Raw genomic sequence first — 21,479 nt, 5'->3', positions numbered from 1 at the left:
GCCTTCTTGCGCCGGTTCGGCGGAAGTGCCATCGCATTGATGGCCATCCGCGTCGCGTCCGTTGGAATGGGCTTCCTCGTGTCCGTCATCCTCACCCGCACGCTCGGGGTCGACGATTTCGGCCGCTTTGCATTCGCCCTCAGCATCGCGACGATTTTCGCCCTGCCGCTTACAGGCGGCCTGCCGGTCCTGCTGATCCGGGAAATCGCTGCCGCGCGCGCGCGCAAGCACGACGCTCGGCGGGTCGTCAGATGGGGCTACCGGTTCCTTGCGACGGTCGCCGCGGCGCTCGTCCTGCTGGCACTTCTGGGGGGCATCCTGCTGGTGCAGCTTGACGTTTGGACGCCGACCCGCACCGAGATTCTTCTTGCCGTGCTGGTGGTTCTGCTGATTCCCGTCACCGGCCTGCTGCAGCTTCAGCGCAGCATTCTGTCCGGACATGGAGACGTGGTGGCCGGCGCTCTGGGCGAGCAGGTGTTCCGCCCCGTGACGATGCTTATCCTGTTGGTGCTACTTCTGCCGATGCTGAACCACGGGGCACCCGGGGCTCTTTTTCTGCAAGTGGTCGCCGCCTTACTTGCGGTCGGGGGAACCGTTGTTCTGATACGCCGGCTTGTACCGCGATCCGTCGATGGACCCGCGGTGATGCAGCATGGCGAATGGCTGCGTGCGCTCGTTCCGCTGACCGCTCTGACCGCCGTTGGCCTCATCAAGAGCAATACGGACATCTTGATGCTGGGCATTCTGCGCGAGCCGGCCGAGGTCGGCGTCTATCGGATTGCCGTGCAGGTGGCCGTCCTCAGCTCGTTCACGATGCTCGTGCTGGGCGAGGTGAGCGCGCCGCGTCTCGCGGCGGCATATGCCGAAGGCGACCGCGCGACACTGGCGGCCTACATGGCCAAGGCGGCGCGGATCATGCTTCTGGCCGCCGTGACGTTCGTGGTGCTGTTCGCCCTCTTCGGCCACGGCGCGCTGGTCATCGTCTTCGGCGAACCCTACGGCGCCGCGTTCTACCCCTGCCTCATCCTGGCGCTTGGCACGCTATTCAGCGCGGCCTGCGGTCTCGTTGGCAAGATGTTGCAGATGTCGAAACTTGCCGGGCTGGCCGCCCGGTCGGCCGCGATCGCAGCCGTGACCAACGTGGTGCTGAACCTTGTGCTGGTGCCGCGCTACGGCCCGACGGGCGCGGCGATCGCCACCGCGATCGCGATGGTGACGATGGAACTGCAGCAATGGATTCTGGTCCGGCGGCGGCTGAATCTTCGAGCCGACGCTTTTCAGAGATTGTCATGAACCGCTCGCGCCGGGTAGAGGCGACGGGTCAGTTATCGGAGCCTGCCAGAATCCCGCGGAAAAGATGGCATTTTTTGGATCAGAAGGTCAGGCAGGCGGCATGAAGAATCCTCCGGACATGTCGTTGATGCGTCCCGTGGGCAAGAAGACCTTCCCGGCGCCGGATCTTCGCGACAAGCTCTATCGCGGGGTCTGGCGGCTGATGAACTCCACGCTCTACCGGGCTATTCCGACCCCCTTTTTCGGGCCCCGCCGGGCCCTGCTGCGCCTGTTCGGCGCGCGGATCGCAGCCACCGCGAAACCCTATCCGGGCGCGCGGGTCTGGGCGCCTCGCAACCTCGTAATGGAAGCCGACAGCTGCATCGCGGACGGCGTTATCTGCTACAACGTCGCCCTGATCTCGATCGGCGCAAACGCCACAGTCAGCCAGCGCGCGCATCTGTGCACGCCCAGCCACGATCATCGCGACCCTGCCTTTCCGCTGGTCGCGGCCGAGATACGCGTGTGCCGGAATGCCTGGATCGCCGCCGAAGTCTTTCTCGGACCCGGGGTCGAAGTGGGTGAAACCGCCGTCGTGGGCGCCCGCGCGGTCGTGTTCCACACCGTTCCGCCCAACGCGGTCGTCGCGGGGAATCCGGCGCGGGTCGTCGGTCTCCGTTACCAGCCGAACGCGTAGCCAAGGGCTGCCGCGCCATAGCATTGAGGAACGCATGTCACACTCCACCGTCCCCCGAACCCGCCTGCCTCGCGCCGACATCGAATGCTCTCGCTTGGGCTTGGGTGGATCGCGGCTGCACAGGCTGAAGGATGAATCGGAACGGCAGGCCATGCTGGGCACGGCGCTTGATCTGGGCATCACCTATTTTGACGTCGCGCCCGTCTACGGCCACGGAATGGCCGAACGCAGCCTAGGGCGCTTCATCGCCGCGCGGCGATCCGAACGGGACGGGATCACCATCGCCACGAAATGGGGCATTCCGGGTGCGGGCTGGACCGATGCCGTGCCACAGCGCCTGTTGCGCCCGGCGGTGCTGGCGGAAATGGTCCGACGCAAGGTGTTACCTGCGCGGGAGCGGCCCGCTTTCACGCCAGAGGCAATGTCTCTCTCGGTCGAGCGGTCCCTGCGGCGCCTTGGAGTGGAGCGGATTGACGTTCTGTGGATGCACGAACCCGAGCCCGCCCTGCTGCAGGAACCTCAGGCCGTGCGGGCCGGGCTGGATGCGCTGGTGGCTGAAGGCAAAATCCGGGCGTATGGTGTCGCCGGCTACGATGCCCATGTCCGCCCGACGCTGGCACAGTTCGGCGAGGCATCTGTCCTGCGCCAGATCGACGAGGGGCATTGGCGCCCAGAGGCACCACCCGACGTGACTTTCGGCGCCCTGTCCCAAGGTCCGCAGCACCGCGGTGAACCCGGTCTCGACACTGGGACCGTGATCGACCGACTGCGCCACGCCCTTGATCGCCGCCCCGAGGGGGTGGTGCTGGTGTCGACGACCAAGCCGGCGAATCTGCGCGCCCTCGTCGCCGGCGGGGACTGGGCCTGATGCTTTACGACCTGTCGCATGAAACACCCCCGCAGGACGGCGTGACGTGCGACATCGCGATCCTTGGCGGTGGCATCGCCGGGCTCGTCCTTGCCCGGCAGCTTCACGGGCGGGGGCTTCGCTGTGTCGTCATCGAAAGCGGGTCCGAGCGCCATGTGCCGTCCGATCCGCTCTACGGCGACGTCGCCTTCCGGCGACGGACCTATTCGGGTGCGACCGAGGGACGAGTCCGCGGCCTGGGCGGAACCTCGGTCAAGTGGGGTGGCGCGCTCCTTCCCCTGCGGGACGAGGACCTGCTTCCGCGACCGGAGCTGGGACACCCGGGCTGGCCCTTCGGCCCCGAAGTCCTAGCCGAACACTTGTCCGAGGCTGAGCGGATTTTCGGCCTCGACCATTCGGCGTTCGAGGTCGATCCGGCCCGGATTGGCGCGCGTCCGGCGGCCGGGTTCGTGCCGCGCGAAGCGAAATGGCCAACCTTCCGCAACCGCAACGTGGCATACCTTTTCGATGCCATGCTGCGCGACGCGGACGGTCCGGCCGTCTGGCTGAACGCCACCGCGCGCGATTTCGATGTGCGCGACGGCGTCGTCGATCATGTGGTGTGCCACGGCCCCGAAGGGCGGCGCCTGAAGATCCGGGCGACCAGCTTCGTCATGGCCGCCGGCGCGATCGAGACGACGCGGCTTATGCTGCTGCTCGATCAGCAGACGCAGGGAGTCGCCGTTACCGGACGGAAGCATCTTGGTCTTTACTTTCAGGACCATCTGTCGGCGCCCCTGGGCAGGATCGAGACGGACAAGCCGGGGCGACTTAACGACATGTTCGGATTTCGCTTCGACGGGGCGGTGATGCGCAGCCTTCGGTTCGAGCGCGCCGCCCCGGACGGCGCCGCGGGGTTCGCCCACATTGCCCCACATGCGACGGTGGCGACGGGGTTCGACGCGGTGAAGGACTTCGTTCGTTCCCTTCAGGCCCGCCGCCCGAACCCGACGGCTCTGGCCCGCGCGGCGCGGCACGCTCCTTACATTGCTCGCCTCGCCTGGTGGCGCTACGGGCGCCATAGGCTGCTCTGGCCGGCACCCGCCGAGTATCACGTGCACTTTGTCACCGAGCAGGCCGCCTTGGCTCGGAACAGGATCGTGCTGGGCGCGCGGAAAGATGCGTTCGGGCATCCGGTGACCGAGATCGACTGGGATATCGACGCAGGGGACCTGGAAATCTTCCGCTCACTCTGCCTGAGGTTCGAGCGATACTGGCGGGAGTCCGGACTGGAGCATCTCGGCCGGCTGAGTTGGCCTGTGCGACCCGAAGCTTTGTCCATCGATGACATCCGGGGCGTCGACGACATCTACCACCCGGTCGGAACGACCCGTCTCGCCGACAGCGCGGACAGAGGCGTCGTGAACGCGGATCTGCGCGTGTTCGGCATCGACAACGTGTATCTGGCTGCGACGAGCGTGCTGCCGAATGGCGGCAGCGCGAACCCGACGATGACGCTGATCCTGCTGGTCCTGAGACTGGCCGACCACCTGAATGCGGAACTTACCCGGATGGGCAGGGCCGGGCGGGCAGGCTGACGGCATCTGCCGCTTTACTTCTGTGCCGGCTCTGTTAGACGTAGCGCCGCCAATCGGCGTACTAAATTGCGTTCCGATACAGGCGCCCGGCAGCTTGTCGCACGTTACCGTACGATTGTAGGTGAGCCGGCAGCTTGTCGCAGGTTATCGTACGATCGTAAGTGAAAGAGTGGTCCCCGTTGGTTGAGGTCGCCGATACTGTCCGGTTTCCCGATCTGTTTCTGATCGGCGCTCCGAAATGCGGCACGACGAGCCTGTTTTCATGGCTCCGAGCGCATCCCGACACGTTTCTTGCGATCAAGGAACCCAACTTTCTTTCGCATGACGTCTTCGACACGGCCGGAATGCCCGGCGCGATCACCAGCTGGGACGAGTATCGCGCCAAAGTCTGCCCGCCCGAGGCAGACCGGCTGCTGACTGGCGACGCCACCCCGAAGTACCTGTATTCGCAGAGCGCCTTCGACATCCTAGCTGCCCGGAGAGACCGCGTTCGGCTGATCGCCATCCTGCGGAACCCGGTCGATCTGGCAATCGCGATGCACGCCCAGAACGTGCGGGAGGGGCGCGACCCCCGCGTCGATTTTGAGACTGCCTGGGATCAGGGACCGCTTCGCGAAGGTGACCGTCTGACGGATTATCACTTCTGGGGCCAGCCCGGTGAGCACCTGGCGCGATACGCCGAGGTCTTCGCTCCCGATCGACTGAAGGTTCTGATCCTCGAGGAGGAGATGCGCCAGGCACCCGCGCGCGCCTACGCCGAGGTGCTGGATTTTCTGGGTCTCGCCCCGCATCAGCTGGCCAGATACGACGTCGCCAATCCGCGACTCGGTTTCCGCTCGGCCCGCCTGCAGGGGGGCAGTCGCCGCATGCGCCGCGCCGTGGTCCGGGGCCTGTCTCGCCTGGGTCTGAACCCGCCAGCGACGGGTGTTCTGCGCGCAATGGACCGGCTGAACCACAGCAAGCCCGGTGCGGGCGCTCCGTCGGCCGAACTCAGGCAGCGGGTCGCGGACGCGCTGCTGGACGACGCCCGGAAGATCGCTTCCACCCTTGGCCGAAGCTCGCTGCCTTGGGACGACTTCCGATGGCCGGAGGCCCCCGACCCCCAACGAATACAGGAGCATGGCGCATGACCGATAGTGCCTCAAGGCTGTCTCGCCTCGTGACGTCGATGGACAACGGGCTGCCCCGTCAGCTGACGGTCCGCAGGCAGCAGTCGATCTATTGGCCCTCGGTCTGGATGCATGCCGCGCAGTTCGACGCGCGAGGAAGCTTTTTCGTCAACGGCTTCCCCTCGTCCGGGACGAACTGGTTGTGCCATCTTGCCTCGCGCTATTTCGATCTGCCGATCTTCGAGCCTTGGACGCGGCTGACGCCGACGCTGCGGCCTCACGTGTTCCACCTGCACCGCTTCGTGGATACCCGCGCAGCGCGGGCAAGGACGCTCTACATCACGCGAGACGGGCGCGACGCCATCGTCTCGCGCTATTTTAAGCTGGTGAACCCCAACGACAGCCGCCCATTGAAGGCTTTCGAGGCCGCCAGCGGCGTCGTCTTCAACAAGACGAAGGCGCGCGAGCAATTGCCGGCCTTTATCGAATGGTATTTCACGGAAAAGAGGTTCAGCGCGATGAACTGGGCCGACCATGTCCGCCGCGCCGAGGCGATGGATCTGCCGCGCCTGCTTTTCGAGGACCTGAAGCAGACGCCGTTCGAGACGCTCGCGCCATTGTTCGAGCGCGTCTCGGGACAGACGGTCGACCGTGCACGGCTTGAGATGATCATCGACGAACTGGATTTCTCGCGCGTGAAGAACACCGAGAATGCCTATCACTTGCGCAAGAGCCAGGTCGGTGAATGGCGTCCGCTCTACAGCCAGGCCGCGCGCGAGGCTTTCGCCCGCCACGCCCAGGACGGGCTGGAACTGATGGGCTTCGAAACCGACCGCTCGTGGATCCGCGAGACCGAGGACGCCGGCACTGCATGACACAGGACTGGCCGCATATCCGAGGCATCCTGAGCAAGTGGATGGCGGGCACCTTGGTCGTCGCGGCCTACTTCATCGTCGCAAACCTGACCTGCGGCGGGGGAAGGTGTGGCCAGGCGACGCTCAGTACGCTCGGCCTGACCGGGCTTGGCGCGATCGTTTTCGTCTGCGTCCAGGCTGCGATCAGGCTGAGTCGGGCCGAGACGCTGCTGCTTTTCACGCCGGTGATTTCCTTCGCTGCGGCCTCGGCACTGTTCTTCGGCTTTGGGCCGATGGTGACATTCCTCGGCAGTGAGGTGACCAGGCAGTTCCAGGCCTATTCGACCTACGCCGTTACCGGCGAGGAAGTCCTGGGCACCAGCCTTTTGACCTGCATCGGTCTGGCGGCAACGATCATGGGCATCCTCCTGGCCCTGCCGCGATTCAGGTCGGTTCGCACCAGATCGCCGCTGCTTTCGCTGCGGGCCGTCGCCATTATCTTCCTCGTCACCGGGCTGATCTTGAAGCATCTCATCATCATGCCATCGATCTATGGGACCTCGAGTTTCCTTGTGCCGGGGACGCTGCGGAACCTGCGTTACCTGCCGGATCTCGGCTTCGCTCTGGTCGCAATGATCGCGGCGACGGGCGATCGTAGGTTCGCCCTGCTGTTCTGGCTGATCTGGCCCTTGCACCTGCTGCTCGCCTTTCCTGAATTTTCCAAGAAGAGCGTGGTTCTTACCATGCTTCTTCCCGCGCTCGGAGGCTTCGTCGTCCATCGGTCCTATTTGCGACTGTTCCCTTGGGTCCTATCCCTGCTGGTGATCTTTTCGGCACTACAGAACACCAACACCATCGCACGATGGAGCGAGCTTGAGGCGGCCGAGTACGGCGAAGTCTTGGGTATACGGGAACGCATGGAAATCCTAGGCGATCTCACCTTCACAAATCAAGAACTCGACATCCATCTGCCTGCCGTACTCGTGGGGGTTGAAATGTGGTGGCTGCGGCTGAACTACTCGGGCGCCCAGACCGCGGCGATGGAGCTGTATGATTCGGGGCAGCCGGGGACGTTCACCCAGAACCCGCTGATCTATTTCCTGCCGCGGTTCATCTGGCCGGACAAGCCGATCCTGGCCAGCCCGGGGCTGGAGTTCCACGCGGCCGCCAGAGGTAGCAGCAACACCGAAACACGGGTCGGCGCGTCGATATACGGAGACGGGTACTGGCAGATGGGCTGGACCGGGGTGGTCCTGTTCGGCCTAGTTTTCGGGCTGGTCATGGGGCTTCTGACGCGCTTGACGATCAACCAGTTGGGCCGCGGCCGATTTCTTTACCTGCCCGCCGCGATGATGACACTCCAGATCGGTGCGCTGGCACCGACAACCTTCCTGCAAAGCGGGGTCATCGCCGGTCTGCCGATTTACTTTGCGTATTGCGGGTTGATCGTCGTCATGTATCGCATCATCGGGAAGCTCGCCGTGCAGCAGAAGTCGTTCATCGGCTCCGCCGGCCACGGCCTTCCCGAGCCGGCAAGATGACGGGCCGCGTCCGAGCCTCTGCCCCGGGCGGCCGCATCCTATATGTCGGCAACCTCATGGCGGGGGGAAATGGCCCGGATCGCGCGGCCATACTCGAAGAATCGGGCTACGTGGTCGAGGGCTTCGACACGCTGCCCTACCGCAATGCCGGCCCCCGCCTCGTACGGTCAATGACGGCCCGCTGGCAGACGAGCTTGCCCGTGTGGAGGCTGAACCGCGACCTGAAGGAACGCGCAGCCAAGGGCGGGTTCGACTTGGTCTTCGTCGACAAGGGCACGATTCTTTACCGAAGCACGGTCGTGGCCTTGAGGAAGGCCGCGGCGCGGAATCTGGCAATTCACTACACGCCGGACGCGCAGTTCTTCTCAAACCGGTCGCGCCACTTCTTCCGGGCGGTTCCGGACTACGACCTGCTGGTGACGACGAAACCCTTCGAGATCGACGCCTACCGTCAGGCGGGGGCGCGAGAGCTTCTGCATATCGAGCAGGGTTTCGGCCCGCGCATGGATCCCGCGCTTGCGGTCGATGTGCCGCAGCATCTGCAGAGCGAGGTCGCCTTCGTCGGACACTGCCAGCCCCATTACACCCAGGTGCTGGAAGCCATCGCCGCAGCGGGACCGCTGGCTGTCTGGGGGCCGGGTTGGCAAAGGTACGCGCGACGCAATGCCTGGGCGCGCGAGGTTGTGCGCGGGGACGGGCTGTTCGGCCCTGACTACGTGCGGGCGCTTGCCGGCGCGAAGATCGCGATCGGCCTTCTGAGCAAGTTCATTCCCGAGACGACGACGACCCGCAGCTTCGAGATCCCGGCGATAGGGACCATGCTGCTGGCGGAGCGCACCGACGATCACCGCGCGATGTTCGAGGAGGGTGTCGAGGCGGAGTTCTTCGACGGCCCGGCCGAACTGGTGGACAAGATCCGCTATTACCTGACCCGCGACGCCGAACGCGAACGGATCGCGAAAGCCGGACAGGAAAAGTGCCGCAGGGCCGGTTACTCGACGGATCAGCAGTTTGCACGGATCGTCGCCTGGCTCGAGGCTAGAACGCCCAATGGACAATAAAGCGGCGACCGACAGGACCTGGATGCCGTCTTTCAATTAGGTCGAGGATGGAAAGGCTTTGCCCGTTGACGACCGGGAAGATCGGGGCCAACGAGGGCATCGACAATGCCGGCAGGGCATGCAGACAGAACGGATATTCCAGGTGGTTCCGAACCAAGGAGGAACGCTTCGATGGCGACGACATCCACGCCTGACGCCCGGGCGGTGCTCCCAAACTTTCTCATCATCGGGGCGGGAAAGTCGGGCACGACCTCGCTCTGGGCGTATTTGAACCAGCACCCGCAGGTCGGTATGTCGCCGTCCAAGGAGCCCAGCTTCTTCTCAATGGACGAAATCTATGCCCGCGGGTCGGACTGGTATGCGAAGCTGTTTGCCGGCCTCGGGGGCATGATTGCGCGTGGCGAGGCAAGCAACTCCTACTCGGCGCTCGGGCTCTATCCGCGGACGGTAGAGCGCATCGCGGACGCTCTGGAGGACCCGAAGTTCATCTACATAACCCGCCATCCCAAGGCCCGCACCGAGAGCGACTGGATGGAGATGACCACACTGCAGAATATCTCGTTCACGGACTTCCTGCGCACGGACCGGATCTACGAGGACAAGAACCAGTATCTGCGCACGTTCGAGGCTTATTCCGAACGGTTCGGCGCGGACCGCATCCTGCCGTTGTTCCATGCCGATCTGACCAGCGATCCGGCCGCCCTTCTCGATCGTGTGACCCGTTTCCTGGGCGTCGATCCCAACTTCGCCTTCGAGACGGACGCGCGGCATGGTCAGACCGCGAATTCGCGCCGGTTCCCGCCCGTGATCCGTTGGCTGCGTGAAACGCGGTTGGGTTCGGACATCGGGCTCATGCTGCCGGAAGCGCTGAAAAGGCCCGTACGCGGGCTGATTTCCTCCCGGCACAAGGTTGCACGTCCGATCTGGTCCAGCGCGGACTGGGACAGGTTCCGCGAGCGGTTCGAGGGGCCGAGCTGCGCCTATCTGTCCCGTGTCGGCGCCGATCCGGATCGCTGGCACTGGCCCGAGCAAGCAGACGCCGATCCGGCTCTCGCGCGATGACCCACTCCGTCGCGGACCCGCTGAAAGTCGTGCTTCTGATGCGTGCGCCGCAGGGTCGCAGCTTCAGCGTCGAAGCGGTGTTCACCACCGTGGCCGACCACATGCCCGACGACATCGAGGCGAGCTACGACGTCTCGCCCCACGTCAGCAAAGGCATCCTGCGCCGCCTTCGTGCGGCTTTTCACGCGCGTCGCGCAGCGCGAGGAGCGGACGTTGCGCATGTCACCGGGGACACGCATTTCGTGGCCCTTGCCCTGCCGCGCCGCCGGACCGTGCTGACTGTGCATGACTGCGAGTTCCTAGACCGCAGCCGCGGGATCAAGCGGTTCATCCTTTGGCTCTTCTGGATGTGGTGGCCGGTTCGACATGCGGCGGCGATCACGGTCGTGTCCGAGACAAGCAAGGCGCAACTTCTACAATGGTTGCGCCTTGACCCGGCCCGCATAGAAGTCGTCGAAAACCCACTGTCGAAAAGGTTGCCCCGCTCGGAGCGTCCGCTGGACATGCAGCGGCCCCGTCTTCTGATGATCGGCACGGAAGCGCACAAGAACATCGCCCGTGTGGCCGAAGCGGTCGCCGACCTGCCGGTGACGCTCGCCGTCATCGGGCGGCTGCCCGACGAGCTTCGCGCGCGGATCGGGGCGCTCGGCGTCCCGCTCGATGCCCGCTTCGACCTGTCCGACGCGGAACTGGCCGAAGCCTATGCACGGGCCGACATCTTGATGTTCCCCTCTCTGTCCGAGGGGTTCGGCCTGCCGATCATCGAGGCGCAGTCGGTCGGTCGGCCCGTTGTCACGAGCGACCGCTCGCCGATGCGGGAAGTCGCCGGGGATGCGGCGCTTCTGGTGGACCCCGTGGATCCGGACACGATCCGCGCCGCTGTCGTGCGGCTGATGAAGGAGCCCGACCTGGTTCCGCGCCTGGTGGCGGATGGTTTGCTCAACGTGAACCGGTTCGCACCGTCGCTGGCGGCCGAACGGTATGCTCAAATTTACCGGCGCGTCGCGGAGCAGGCGGAATGAGAGTCGTCCATGTCGCCGGACCGCTGTCACGTCGGGCCTTCGGGGTCAGCCAATTCGTCGAAGGGCTTTCGGGGGCGCTTTTAGCGCACGGGACCGACGTGACCGTGTTGGGCATTCGCGATGCGGAATGGGGAGACGGCGACGCAGAGCGTTGGCGCGGCGGTCCGGTGAAGATGATGGACCGGGTGGGGCCTGAAAACCTTGGCTTCGTTCCCAGCATGGGGCGCACCATTGAGGCCGGCAACTATGACGTGATGCATTTGCACGGCGTCTGGAACTATTCCGCCCGCGTCGCCGGCCGGTGGAAGGCGCGCCGGGCAGGACGATCGCTCGTCGTGTCTCCGCACGGCATGCTCGCCCCCCGGGCGCTGGCCTATTCCCCGCGGCGCAAGGCCCTGTTCCGCATGCTGTTCCAGAACCGGTGCTTTGCGCAGACTGACGCCTTCCACGTCACGGCCGGCGCCGAGGCCGAGCATGTTCGCGCCCTGCTCGGCGACGTTCCAATTCGGACGATCCCGATCGGCATTCGGAGCAATGAGGCCGCACGTTCCGATTGGAGCGGTCGCGCGAAGCAGGTTGTGGCGATCGGCCGGCTGCACCCGGTAAAGGGGTACGACCAGCTTCTGATGGCGTGGGCGAAGGTCGAAGGCCGTTTTCCGGACTGGTCGTTGAAGATTGCGGGGCCGGACAGCGGCGGGTACGGAGCGGAGCTGCGGCGGCTGATCACAAGACTCGGTGTGGCCCGCGCGGAAATTTTCCCGCCGGCCTTCGGCGCAGAGCGGGACGCGCTCATCTCCAATGCACGGCTCTTCGCCCTCCCGTCGCTGAGCGAGAATTTCGCCCTCACGGTTCCCGAAGCGCTGGTATGCGGCACGCCCGTCCTGGCCAGCACCGGCTCTCCTTGGGAGGGACTCGTCGAGAAAGGGTGCGGCTGGTGGTGCCCGCCGGAACCCGGCCCGCTTTCCGACGCGCTTGCCGAAGCCATGACGTTGCCGGACGCGCGCTTGGAAGTTATGGGGCAGAAAGGCCGCGCTTGGGTTCTTGCTGATTTCGGCTGGGACGGTATCGCTGCGCGGATGGCCGTGCTTTACGAGGATCTGCACGGGGCCGCCCGATGAGGCCGGAGACAACACCATGCACCTGACCGTCGTGATCCTTACGAAGAACGAGGAGCGCCACATCGAGCGTTGCATCGACTCGGTCACGTCCTTTGCCACCGACATTCTGGTCGTGGACAGCGGCTCGACCGATCGGACGGTCGAACTGGCCGAGGCCGCCGGGGCGCGCGTCCTGTCGAACCCCTGGACCAACTACGCCACGCAGTTGAACTGGGGTATCGACCGCGTCGGGCTCGACGCCGAGTGGGTGATGCGGCTCGACGCCGATGAAATAGTGCAGCCCGATCTGGCCGAGGAAATCCGCACACGGCTTTCCGGCCTGCCCCCCGAGGTAGATGGTGTCTACGTGTCGCGCCACATGACCTTCCTTGGTCGGCCGATCCGCTGGGGCGGCGTATTCCCGGTCCGCATGCTGCGCCTGTTCCGCAATGGGCGCGGACGCTGCGAGATGCGCTGGATGGACGAGCATATCCTGGTCGAAGGAGCCGTCGCCAATTTCCGGGGATCGATACTGGACGACAACCTCAACTCTCTCACTTGGTGGATCGAGAAGCACAATTCCTACGCCAGCCGAGAGGCGGTGGACCTTCTGAACCTGGAATACGGGTTTATCCCGCACGAGACGGTAGCGGACCTTTCCAGCGGGCAGCAGGCCGGTGTGAAGCGCTGGCTGAAGGAAAAGGTCTATACCCGGCTGCCCGGCGGGGTGCGGGCGTTCATGTACTTCTTCTACAGATATGTTGTGCGACTTGGCTTCCTTGACGGAAAGGAAGGCGCGGCGTTCCACGTTCTTCAGGGCCTTTGGTATCGCTATCTGGTCGATGCCAAGATCTACGAGGTCCGTAAAGAAATCAGGGCCGGCGACGGCGATCCCGTGGCGGCGATCCGCAGGGTGTTGAATATCGACCTTACGGCAAGCTGATCCAGAGTTGCGTTGCCTCCGGAGGCAGCGCGCGCGCCTGTCCCGCCCCGTTAATGCTTTTGTCCGATCATCCTGTCTCGCACGGCCACAAGACGCATGTCCGCGGCCGGTGCTCATTTCGGCATGGGTCAGGGATCCGGCCGTCGCGACACAGGGAGAGACCCATGGGTTTCATCAATATCAGCAAACTCCACCATGCAATCGACGACAAGGGTTCAGTCCACGCTGGCGCAAAACGTTACGTGTATCACGAGAACAGCGAGCGGCTCTGTACGCTCTACGGCGATCCGGGGCTAACGCGAATCGTTGCAAACCCCATGATAGCTGACGCGGAGGGAAACTTCCCGCCATGCTATCTGGTCGATGGGGTCTACCGAGTCGACATCGTGACGAACCGGGGCGTTTTGATCTACTCCGACCGTCGCGTGTTCATTCAGTCCCCGCTGGAAGAGAGCCACGTCCACAAGTTCCGGTCGCTCCGGTCGCTCCTCGAGAGTCGGACCATGTGCTACGAAGGGCGTTCGCATCGCTACACGGCCATACCCGGGGAGTTCGTCCATATTTTGGACGGAAGTTTCGTCTACCAGATCGTCCCGGCCTCGCAGCCGCACGCCCACCTGACCACGGCAGGCGGCATCAAGCTGAACGCCCGGCCTGACCGATCCGGCCGCTACAACGCCTTGGCATTCGGCGCCGATCCCACGGGGGTACGGGATTCCTGGGCAGCGATCCAAGGCTGCATCGATGCCTCCTACCTCGGGTCTCACTTCAGGGACTCGCATTCCGGCGTCGCCTTCGTGCCTGCCGGGCGGTATCGAATAAGCCAGACCCTGCATGTCGGCTACGGCTTCAAGGGAAGTGATGGGCCGTTCAATATCGGCTTCCAGTCCGTGATCCTCGAGGGCGCGGGCGAGTGCAACAACGGCATGACGACAAACCGTGGCACGACCATCGTTGCCGATTTTTCCGACCGGCCGGCGATCAACATTCAGGGCGCCCGCGCGACGGTCGTGCAAGGCTTTACCGTTCTGGGCAAGCTCGACGCGCATATCAAGAGCCGGGCGCTCGGCACGCCGCAGATGACGGACAACAGTTTCGATTCCGACGCATGGGTCGACGACGTCACCTATCCGGGGACGGCCGACAGCCGCCACGCACCTTATGCCGGCATTTCCATCGACGCGTTTGCGGGCGCAAAGCCAGTGGGCGGGTACCCGGACATTTCCTATCCGGGCTACTTGGGGCACGTGCCGCAGTACAACAAGAACTTCACCAGCCGAGCGTCGATCCGGAACGTCGAGATCGTCGGGTTCAACACCGCTATCGCGCAGCAGCCTTGCGATGCCGACGGTAACGCGGACTTCTCGAATTTCGCGGATATCCGCATCCAGCGGTGCAAATACGGGATCTCGATCGGCAATTCCCAATCCCGCGCGGTGACCGGAAGGCAAGTCATCTTCAACCAGCTTTTCTGCGCGCTTACGAACAACAAGCACGGGAAGCAGTCGGGCACGTTCGGCGGGGTGCTGACGGGCTTTTCCTTCGACGCGATCGTGAACCTCGTGGAGTTCCGGGGCACCGCGCAGCCCGGTGGGACGGGGCCGACCCGGATCGAAGGCTTTCACGGCGAGAAGCTTTGGCGGATCGGTGAGATCTCCGGCGGCGGCGGCCCCGATGATGCGACGATCACCTTCGCTGACGGCAACCTGAGCTTCGGTCTTCAGGGGAAGGATCACGGCGTTCCCCTGTCGGTTCTGAGTCCGGGGGCCGGGCGGTTTCTCGGCGGAGATGCGTCGGTTCACTTCCAGAACATCCAGTTCAAGAACCACCCGACACACCTGTTTTTCGACTGCGATCCGAGCGCCCTGCGATTCGACGGGTGCCAGTTCGATCCCTCGGACGTCCCGGCCACGGCGGCGGACCGGGCCAGTTGCAACGCGACCTTGGGCGGGCTTTTGCTGCACAACGCCGGCAACGTCAGCATCGGCAACGGACTCGGCCGGGCCACGATCATCAGTGTCCGCACGAACAGCTATGACGTCGACACGGGCGCACGGGCCAAGATCAAGGTCGGACCGAGAGACCCACGGGGACGGGCCTACGGAATCAGCCCTTATTGCGAGACGACGGGCCCGCAGTACTTCCGGCTGACTGTCCCGATCCTGGATGGCGCCGCCACGCTCGTGAACCAGAACCAGGTGTCGGCATCGTCGGTGTCGGGCATAACGTGGACCATCACGTTCAACAGCCGGGCCGACGCGACGTTCGTCCAGGCGGGGCCGCTGCCCGGTGACGTGTTGATCGACCGGAACAGCGGGCAGGCGTTCATCGTCAGGACGCGATCCGAGCTTACGGTCACGGCCGATGCCGTCACAGGTTACGTGTCGGACGGCTTCGGCGGGTTCGAGTTTCTGCCGGTCAATGCGCGCGGAACTGGCGTCGTACAGGCGTTCAACCCGGCAAACTTCCAGGCGTTCATCCTGAACAGCCGCTACTATGCGGTGCAGAGTCCACTTTGGGGCACGACGACGTCCGGTAGCGCCACGATCAGCGTCGGTGACGACGACGGCACCGCGACCCAGATCGAGGCCTCCATCACGGAGGGAGACGCGCTGGCGATCAATCGGCACGAGTTCCGGCCGTTCGCCGAGGCCAACGCGGTCGTCGCGTCGCGAAGCAATGCGAGTGGGACCATCAGCATGGGCGGCAACGCGGTCTATTCCCGCCGAATCCCGATCGTCCAGATGGTGCGCAGGACGCTGCTAAGCACGTGACTTTCGGCGGGGCAGGCGGCAGGTCTGCCCCGCTTCTTCAGCCTTTGTCGGGGGCGTATGCGACTGCTGTCAGATTCTGCGACAGAATACAGTCGAAACTTCCGGTCTCAGCCCCATGAAGGAGCCGCAGGGGCAGGGTGCCGATCTCCCAGATTATCGCCCGCATCATCCTTATCAAACCGCGGGGCAGGGGCCTGTCCTCGAAACACTCCGTCCGCGAGAAGCCAAGGCTTTGGAAGAGTTGGCGCAAGGACGTGGCGGTGAACGCGAGTTCGTGGGTCAAGTCAGAATACCGGATCTTGCTGCCGAAGAGGCCCGCAGCATTGGGAACGTGCAGGATCACCCGCCCTCCCGGCGCCAGAACTCGGCGCATCTCTGCCACTAGCGTGAACAGGCTCCGTCGTGTCATGTGTTCCAGCACATCCATGGTGAAAATGACGTCGAAGCTACCATCCTGCGTTTGGCCAAGCGTCTGGAACAGGTCGCCGACCTGCACATCGTGCAATCCAGCGCCATGTGCCAGCTCGACCATTTCCGCGGAATAGTCGACGCCGTGCAGGCGGGTGTAGCCGGCCTCTTTCAGGAAATAGAGCATTCCCCCCGCCCCGCACCCCAGATCCAGTATGCGCGTCGACCGATCCTGCGGGACGTGCCTGCGGATGATGGCCTGATAAGCCGCCTTTTGCGGCCGGAAGCGCGCCGATGCGCCGGTGCCGCCTTGGCCGCTGGAAACGTAGTTTTCATAGAGATGCTGTCGCCAGTTATCCGAATTTGCCGTCACAGGGGCACGCTCCACATAGATTTTCCCGCCTTCGATTATCGGTTTCCGGCTCGGCAGACGGCATGACGCGATCAAATTCGCGATAGACGGTTTCCTTCCTCCGGAACACATAATCAAGAGAATCCGTCGATTACAGGGCAGTTTTCTTGCCCGGGGCGGCATTTGGGAATCGACGGCCTTCACCAACGACTAACCCCGTGGGGATGTGCACTTCCGCCGGTTGGCGACATGGGGTAGAGACCGATCTACCAAGGCTGGTAGAAACGACAAATTGGCCGATATGCTTCAAAAACACACCGCCCAACCCGTGTCATCGCTCCAAACCGAGCGAGATGATGAGCTCGACGTGCTTGCGCTTGCCGGTACCTTGTGGCGCCGCAAGTTCGCTCTCGCCGCCTGCGCACTTGTGGCCTTGCTGCTTGGCGCCTACTATGCCTTCTTCGTCGCGGTGCCGACCTACCGATCCACCACGTCTCTCGCGCTCGAGCTTCGCAACGAACCCGTCGTTGACATCGAAGCTCTCGTTTCCGGCGCGTCCACTGACGATGCCGCCTTGAACACCGAGATTGAGGTAATCCGTTCGCGCGGCCTCATCCGCCAGCTCGTGCAGGAGCTGAACCTGTTGGCCGATCCCGAATTCAACAGCAGTCTTCGTCCCGCGCCGGCCTTCTCGCTGAGAAAAGTCGTGGCTGCGGCCATCGACCAGCTGCCGTTCGATCTCCCTGCACTCCCCGAACCCAGAGGGGCAGGGATCGAACCTCTCGTCGAAACCGAGGAGGAACCGGCAGTCTCGGCCCCTCCGGGCATGAACGCCACCATCGGCGCTGTACGGCGGGCGGTTGCGGCCAACGTGCAGCGCAACACCTACGTTTTCGACATCTCGGTCACGACGCAAAGCCCGCGCAAATCCATGGTGATGGCCAACACGTTGGCTGAACTATACATCGAAAATCAGATCGATCAGAAGTTCTCGGCCACCGAGAGCGCAGTGACCTGGTTGAGCACACGCGTCGTCGAACTCGAGGAGGAGCTTCGGAATCGCGAAAGCGAACTCAAGGCTCTGCGGACACAGGTCGATCTCGTCTCGCTCGAGGGCCTCGAAGCGTTGAACCGGCAGTTGATCGTCGCTCGCGAACGGGCCGAAGCCGTGGCCAGCGAGATTTCGGAGGCCGAGGCTCGCCTGTCGCAGATCGCAGCTCTGCGTGCGGAGCAGGACTACCTCGGCTTGGACAGCATCTTTGACGACAACACGTTGTCGGCACTGGTCCGCGACGGTAGCGACACCTCGGCCATCGAGGCTCGGCTCGACCTCCTGACCGACCAACTCGACAATTCCCTTACGCGACAGCGGCAAAGGCTGGAAACCTTGATGCCCTCCGTCGAGCGGCTCGAGGGTCAGGTGGAAGCACAGTCAGACGAAGTTTCTCAGTTGCAGCAGATCGAGCGCGAGATCCAGACGACGCGGACTCTCTACGAGACCTTCCTGACGCGTCTGAAGGAGGCCACCGTGCAGCGGGGGACAGCCCAGGCCGACAGTCGCGTCCTGTCCGAGGCGATCATGGGAAACTACGTGTCGCCGAACAAATCCCGGATTCTGATGTTGTCGCTGATCCTGGGGCTTTTGGTGGGAGCCGCTATCGTGCTGGCACGTCAGCTTGGCAACAAAGGCTATCGCAGCGCCGAGGAACTGGAGACGAGTACGGGACGGTCGGTCCTGGGCCAGATCCCGCTCATGCCGATCAAGCGGCGCAACCAGCTCATCACCTATTTCAACGACAAGCCGACTTCGGCCGCAGCAGAGGCGATCCGCAACCTTCGCACCTCGATCTTGCTGTCCTCGCCCGACAAGCCTTCGCAGATCATTATGTCGACCTCGTCGCTACCGGGTGAGGGTAAGACCACCCAGGCCATAGCCCTAGCGCACAACCTGGCTGGTCTGGACAAGAAAGTGATTCTGATAGAAGGCGACGTGCGGCGGCGGACGTTGAACCAGTATTTCCGCAAGGACGTGAATACCGCGGAAGGCATTGGCTCCGCGTTGCAGACCGACGCCTCGATGGAGGAGATAGCCAAGTTCATCATACGCGACCCAAGGCTCGACGTGGACGTGATTTTGGGCGAAAAGATCGCCCAAAACGCCGCCGACGTGTTTTCTTCCGCCAAGTTCAAGCGATTCCTTGGAACGCTCCAGGCGCATTACGACTATGTCGTGATCGACACCCCGCCGGTTCTGATCGTGCCCGACGCGCGGGTGATAGGCCAGTATGCGGACACGGTCGTCTTCAACGTTGCTTGGGACCGCACCAGCCGGGTACAAGTCAGGGAAGCGCTGCGTCAGCTCTCGACGGTCAACATCAGTGTGACCGGCTTGGTGCTGAGCCAGATCAGCCCGGCCGGGATGAAACGCTACGGTTATGGCGGGAAATACGGCAGCTATGCCGGCTATGGAAGTTCCTATTACGAAAGCTGATCCGGAGCGGATCAGCCGCGCCCATGCCGCAATCCTGATTCCGGGGATCGGGAAACAGCGGTAGTTCTCGAGGTTCAGCGCGCTTTCAGAGAGCATATGGGCTCAAGGTTCCGATCCCCAAATAGACGACGGCCCAGCGGTCTTTGGGGCTCCAGCGGCATTCGGCGAAGGGTGCCGCTACGAGGCCGATTGGGGTCACGATATAAACGGGTGACAGCAACGCAGGGAAGGTCGCGTCAGCGGGCGTAGCCAACTGTCGCCCTTGCGCAAGGGAGAGGCGAGGGGACGGGGTACCGGCACGTCCGCCGATGGTTCAAGTCGACATGCACCCGGTCCAGCCAGTCGCCGTAGTCGACCCGGTAGAAGGCCGACTTCAGTATCAACGCCGCGAAGAAGGCGCCTCCTGTCGCCGGGTAGGCCACCCCTTCCCCGCGCCGCGGGACGGATGATGCTCAAAGCCCCGAGTCCAGGCGCGAAGGGAAGATTGACCCACGTCTCGCGGCAGGCCTAGAGCCACGAGAAACAGACTTAGCGGGCTGCCGTCGGAGAGGCGGCAACCGTGACCTCAATGGCGGTGATCAGAAACTTGTAGGGCTATACGCAGACGCTCGCGTGGCGAGAAACGCTGACTCCGCGATCAGAAGCGCGGCGGCCAGCCCCATGCCACGATCCGCCCACCGGCACCGGCCACGTGTACCCGACGGCAAAGGTGATGATGGCGTGATCAGGCGGTGGCTCGACAGTGCTTTATGGCTCAACCCCGGAACGGCTCTGCGAGCCGGTCGCATCGCCGGGATTCACCCTTGAGCCAGCGCGGACATCCTCCGCCTCAAATGCGAGGCCGCTCGCGTCTCGGCCGGTTGTCCCGCGGCATCCATGGGCTCAGCGGGACGGTTCGGGACGGCAGTAGACCATCAGCAGGCTGACCCTCCGGCCCGCGAACTCTTCGCTCCACGCGCAGCCGCGCGCGCGTAACGCGTCCTCCAGGCGGTTCACGCGCCTTGTGCCGGCGTCTGGGGGATCAACCGAGGACGGAAGGTGTGAAACGACGTATAGGCGGCGCGACCCCTCGATGCCCTCAAGTCCCTCGGCCAGCCCGTCGAACTCCGCCTGATCGAACCTCGTGCCGCTGGGATAGACGCGTCGGCCAATATACGTGTGACGCTCCAGCCCAGAAATGTGGCGGGCGTAGTAATCGAGCGACGGCACCGCGTAGGGGTAGAGACCGATTTCCTGCGGGGGAAGCGAAGCGAGATGCCTGTAAAGCGCCTCGTTGTCCGCGAATTCCACGGCTCCGTCGTCGATCATGATTCTGCCCGTCTCCCAGAACGCCGCGATCGAGCACAGGCCGCCGACGACGAGAACGAGCGGGGTTTTACCGCGGGCTTGCAGTTCCGTCGCCAGAAACAGCCCCACGAGCGTCAGGGCGAACGGCGTCGTCCAGATTACATGCCGGGCGCTGATGACCGGATAGACGCCCGTCATCTTACCCAACAGGATCGCAACGCAGAAGGCGATGAAGAGCAGACCCAACCGGACCGCGAACCGAGAGCCGCGGCGCGCGAGGATCGAGACCAGCGCGATCACCAGCGCGATCACCGAAATGACCCCGCCGTGGGCGCTGCCCAGCGCCACGGCCAGAACGCCCAGGTCGGCAAGAAGCCCGTCCGAAGCATAGGCCGGAACCTCAAGCTGTTCCCGCGTCAAGTACTTGAGGCTAAGGTAGTTGAGGGCGAGGAGCACGGCCGAGACGGCAAGACCGGGCCACTGAACCATCGCCGCGCTCGTGCCGCTGGTGCGAAGTTGAAGAGCAACGCAGAACGCGATGCTCAGGACAGTGGGGATCAGCGTGGAAAAGCCGAGGAACGCAGAAATCGCCGCGATGACGGCGAAAGCTTGAAGCGTGATGCGCCGCTGATAGAAAAGGTGGAAGGTGTAGACTAGGAAGAAGGCCTGCACGAGTTCGAGCGCGTAGTGCTTGATCTCGGTTGCATAATAGGCAAGTGGCCCCAGGAAAGCTCCTGCAGCCAGCGTAATGGCAAGCCACGGCGCCCGCTCGGCCCTCAGGACGCGGATCGAAAGCACCGACGACAGCCCCACCGCCATCGCCGACATCACTCGAAGCGCCCAGACGTCCTCGGTCACGAACAGCATCGCCTGGTGGAACGCCGAGGCAAGCACTGGCTGCGCCTGGTCGTAGAACGGCATCGGACCGAACAGATCCTGCAGCCCGCCGGCATGGAACAGGTTCGTCAGCAGCATTCCCTCGTCGAGACCGATCGACCTTTGCGATAGCCGCAGGATCGACACCAGGACTAGGACGATCAGGGCCAAGCGAGCCAAATTGTCAG

Annotated in this window: 16 protein-coding genes; 14 read left to right on the top strand and 2 right to left on the bottom strand. The window is 63.9% G+C overall.

Translation table 11 applies throughout. The features are described from left to right. Positions 1-39 precede the first annotated feature (39 nt). From BLW27_RS00465 to BLW27_RS00405, 13 genes are all read left to right on the top strand, one after another. Entirely contained in the window at positions 40-1,293 is a 1,254-nt protein-coding gene (locus BLW27_RS00465) for an oligosaccharide flippase family protein (RefSeq protein WP_281242700.1), read from the top strand. A 136-nt stretch (positions 1,294-1,429) separates the two neighbouring features. Next, a complete protein-coding gene (locus BLW27_RS00460; RefSeq protein ID WP_218141077.1) occupies positions 1,430-1,969 on the top strand; it encodes an LbetaH domain-containing protein in 540 nt (179 codons plus the stop codon). Between the two features lie 34 nt (positions 1,970-2,003). Beyond that, a complete protein-coding gene (locus BLW27_RS00455; protein ID WP_089877595.1) occupies positions 2,004-2,837 on the top strand; it encodes an aldo/keto reductase in 834 nt (277 codons plus the stop codon). Continuing rightward, complete coding sequence (locus BLW27_RS00450; protein WP_089877592.1) at positions 2,837-4,414, top strand: GMC oxidoreductase; 1,578 nt, start codon at positions 2,837-2,839, stop codon at positions 4,412-4,414. Before BLW27_RS00455 ends, BLW27_RS00450 begins: the two co-directional genes overlap by 1 nt. Before the next feature lie 161 nt (positions 4,415-4,575). After that, positions 4,576-5,544 carry a sulfotransferase domain-containing protein gene (locus tag BLW27_RS00445; protein ID WP_143042187.1) on the top strand — a complete coding sequence of 323 codons (969 nt, stop codon included), beginning with the start codon at positions 4,576-4,578 and terminating at the stop codon, positions 5,542-5,544. Continuing rightward, complete coding sequence (locus BLW27_RS00440) at positions 5,541-6,398, top strand: sulfotransferase domain-containing protein (RefSeq protein ID WP_177177785.1); 858 nt, start codon at positions 5,541-5,543, stop codon at positions 6,396-6,398. The genes BLW27_RS00445 and BLW27_RS00440 overlap by 4 nt, the downstream gene beginning before the upstream one ends. Continuing rightward, positions 6,395-7,918, top strand: a complete 1,524-nt coding sequence (locus BLW27_RS00435) for a hypothetical protein (protein ID WP_089877582.1) — start codon at positions 6,395-6,397, stop codon at positions 7,916-7,918. The genes BLW27_RS00440 and BLW27_RS00435 overlap by 4 nt, the downstream gene beginning before the upstream one ends. After that, entirely contained in the window at positions 7,915-8,979 is a 1,065-nt protein-coding gene (locus BLW27_RS00430; protein WP_089877579.1) for a CgeB family protein, read from the top strand. The genes BLW27_RS00435 and BLW27_RS00430 overlap by 4 nt, the downstream gene beginning before the upstream one ends. Positions 8,980-9,150: 171 nt before the next feature. Further along, entirely contained in the window at positions 9,151-10,041 is an 891-nt protein-coding gene (locus tag BLW27_RS00425; protein WP_177177784.1) for a sulfotransferase family protein, read from the top strand. Further along, positions 10,038-11,063, top strand: a complete 1,026-nt coding sequence (locus tag BLW27_RS00420; RefSeq protein ID WP_089877574.1) for a glycosyltransferase family 4 protein — start codon at positions 10,038-10,040, stop codon at positions 11,061-11,063. The genes BLW27_RS00425 and BLW27_RS00420 overlap by 4 nt, the downstream gene beginning before the upstream one ends. Further along, the gene (locus tag BLW27_RS00415) at positions 11,060-12,181 is read left to right on the top strand and encodes a glycosyltransferase (protein ID WP_089877570.1); all 1,122 of its coding nucleotides are present in this window, start codon (positions 11,060-11,062) and stop codon (positions 12,179-12,181) included. The genes BLW27_RS00420 and BLW27_RS00415 overlap by 4 nt, the downstream gene beginning before the upstream one ends. 16 nt (positions 12,182-12,197) lie before the next feature. Next, complete coding sequence (locus BLW27_RS00410; protein WP_089877567.1) at positions 12,198-13,103, top strand: glycosyltransferase family 2 protein; 906 nt, start codon at positions 12,198-12,200, stop codon at positions 13,101-13,103. Between the two features lie 164 nt (positions 13,104-13,267). After that, the gene (locus tag BLW27_RS00405) at positions 13,268-15,877 is read left to right on the top strand and encodes a glycosyl hydrolase family 28-related protein (protein ID WP_177177783.1); all 2,610 of its coding nucleotides are present in this window, start codon (positions 13,268-13,270) and stop codon (positions 15,875-15,877) included. Positions 15,878-15,914: 37 nt separating this feature from the next. Here the strand turns inward: BLW27_RS00405 and BLW27_RS00400 are convergent, their stop codons facing one another. After that, a complete protein-coding gene (locus BLW27_RS00400; RefSeq protein WP_245710746.1) occupies positions 15,915-16,841 on the bottom strand; it encodes a class I SAM-dependent methyltransferase in 927 nt (308 codons plus the stop codon). A 97-nt stretch (positions 16,842-16,938) separates the two neighbouring features. Here BLW27_RS00400 and BLW27_RS00395 point away from each other — a divergent pair, with 97 nt between their 5' ends. Continuing rightward, on the top strand, positions 16,939-19,128 hold the full coding sequence (locus BLW27_RS00395; protein ID WP_089877557.1) for a polysaccharide biosynthesis tyrosine autokinase: 2,190 nt from the start codon (positions 16,939-16,941) through the stop codon (positions 19,126-19,128). Between the two features lie 882 nt (positions 19,129-20,010). Here the strand turns inward: BLW27_RS00395 and BLW27_RS00390 are convergent. Beyond that, the gene (locus BLW27_RS00390) at positions 20,011-21,462 is read right to left on the bottom strand and encodes a hypothetical protein (protein ID WP_089877554.1); all 1,452 of its coding nucleotides are present in this window, start codon (positions 21,460-21,462) and stop codon (positions 20,011-20,013) included. Positions 21,463-21,479: the final 17 nt, after the last annotated feature.

This window comes from Citreimonas salinaria (assembly GCF_900107235.1).
GTDB lineage: Bacteria > Pseudomonadota > Alphaproteobacteria > Rhodobacterales > Rhodobacteraceae > Citreimonas > Citreimonas salinaria.
This window is presented reverse-complemented; position numbering and strand designations above follow the sequence as displayed.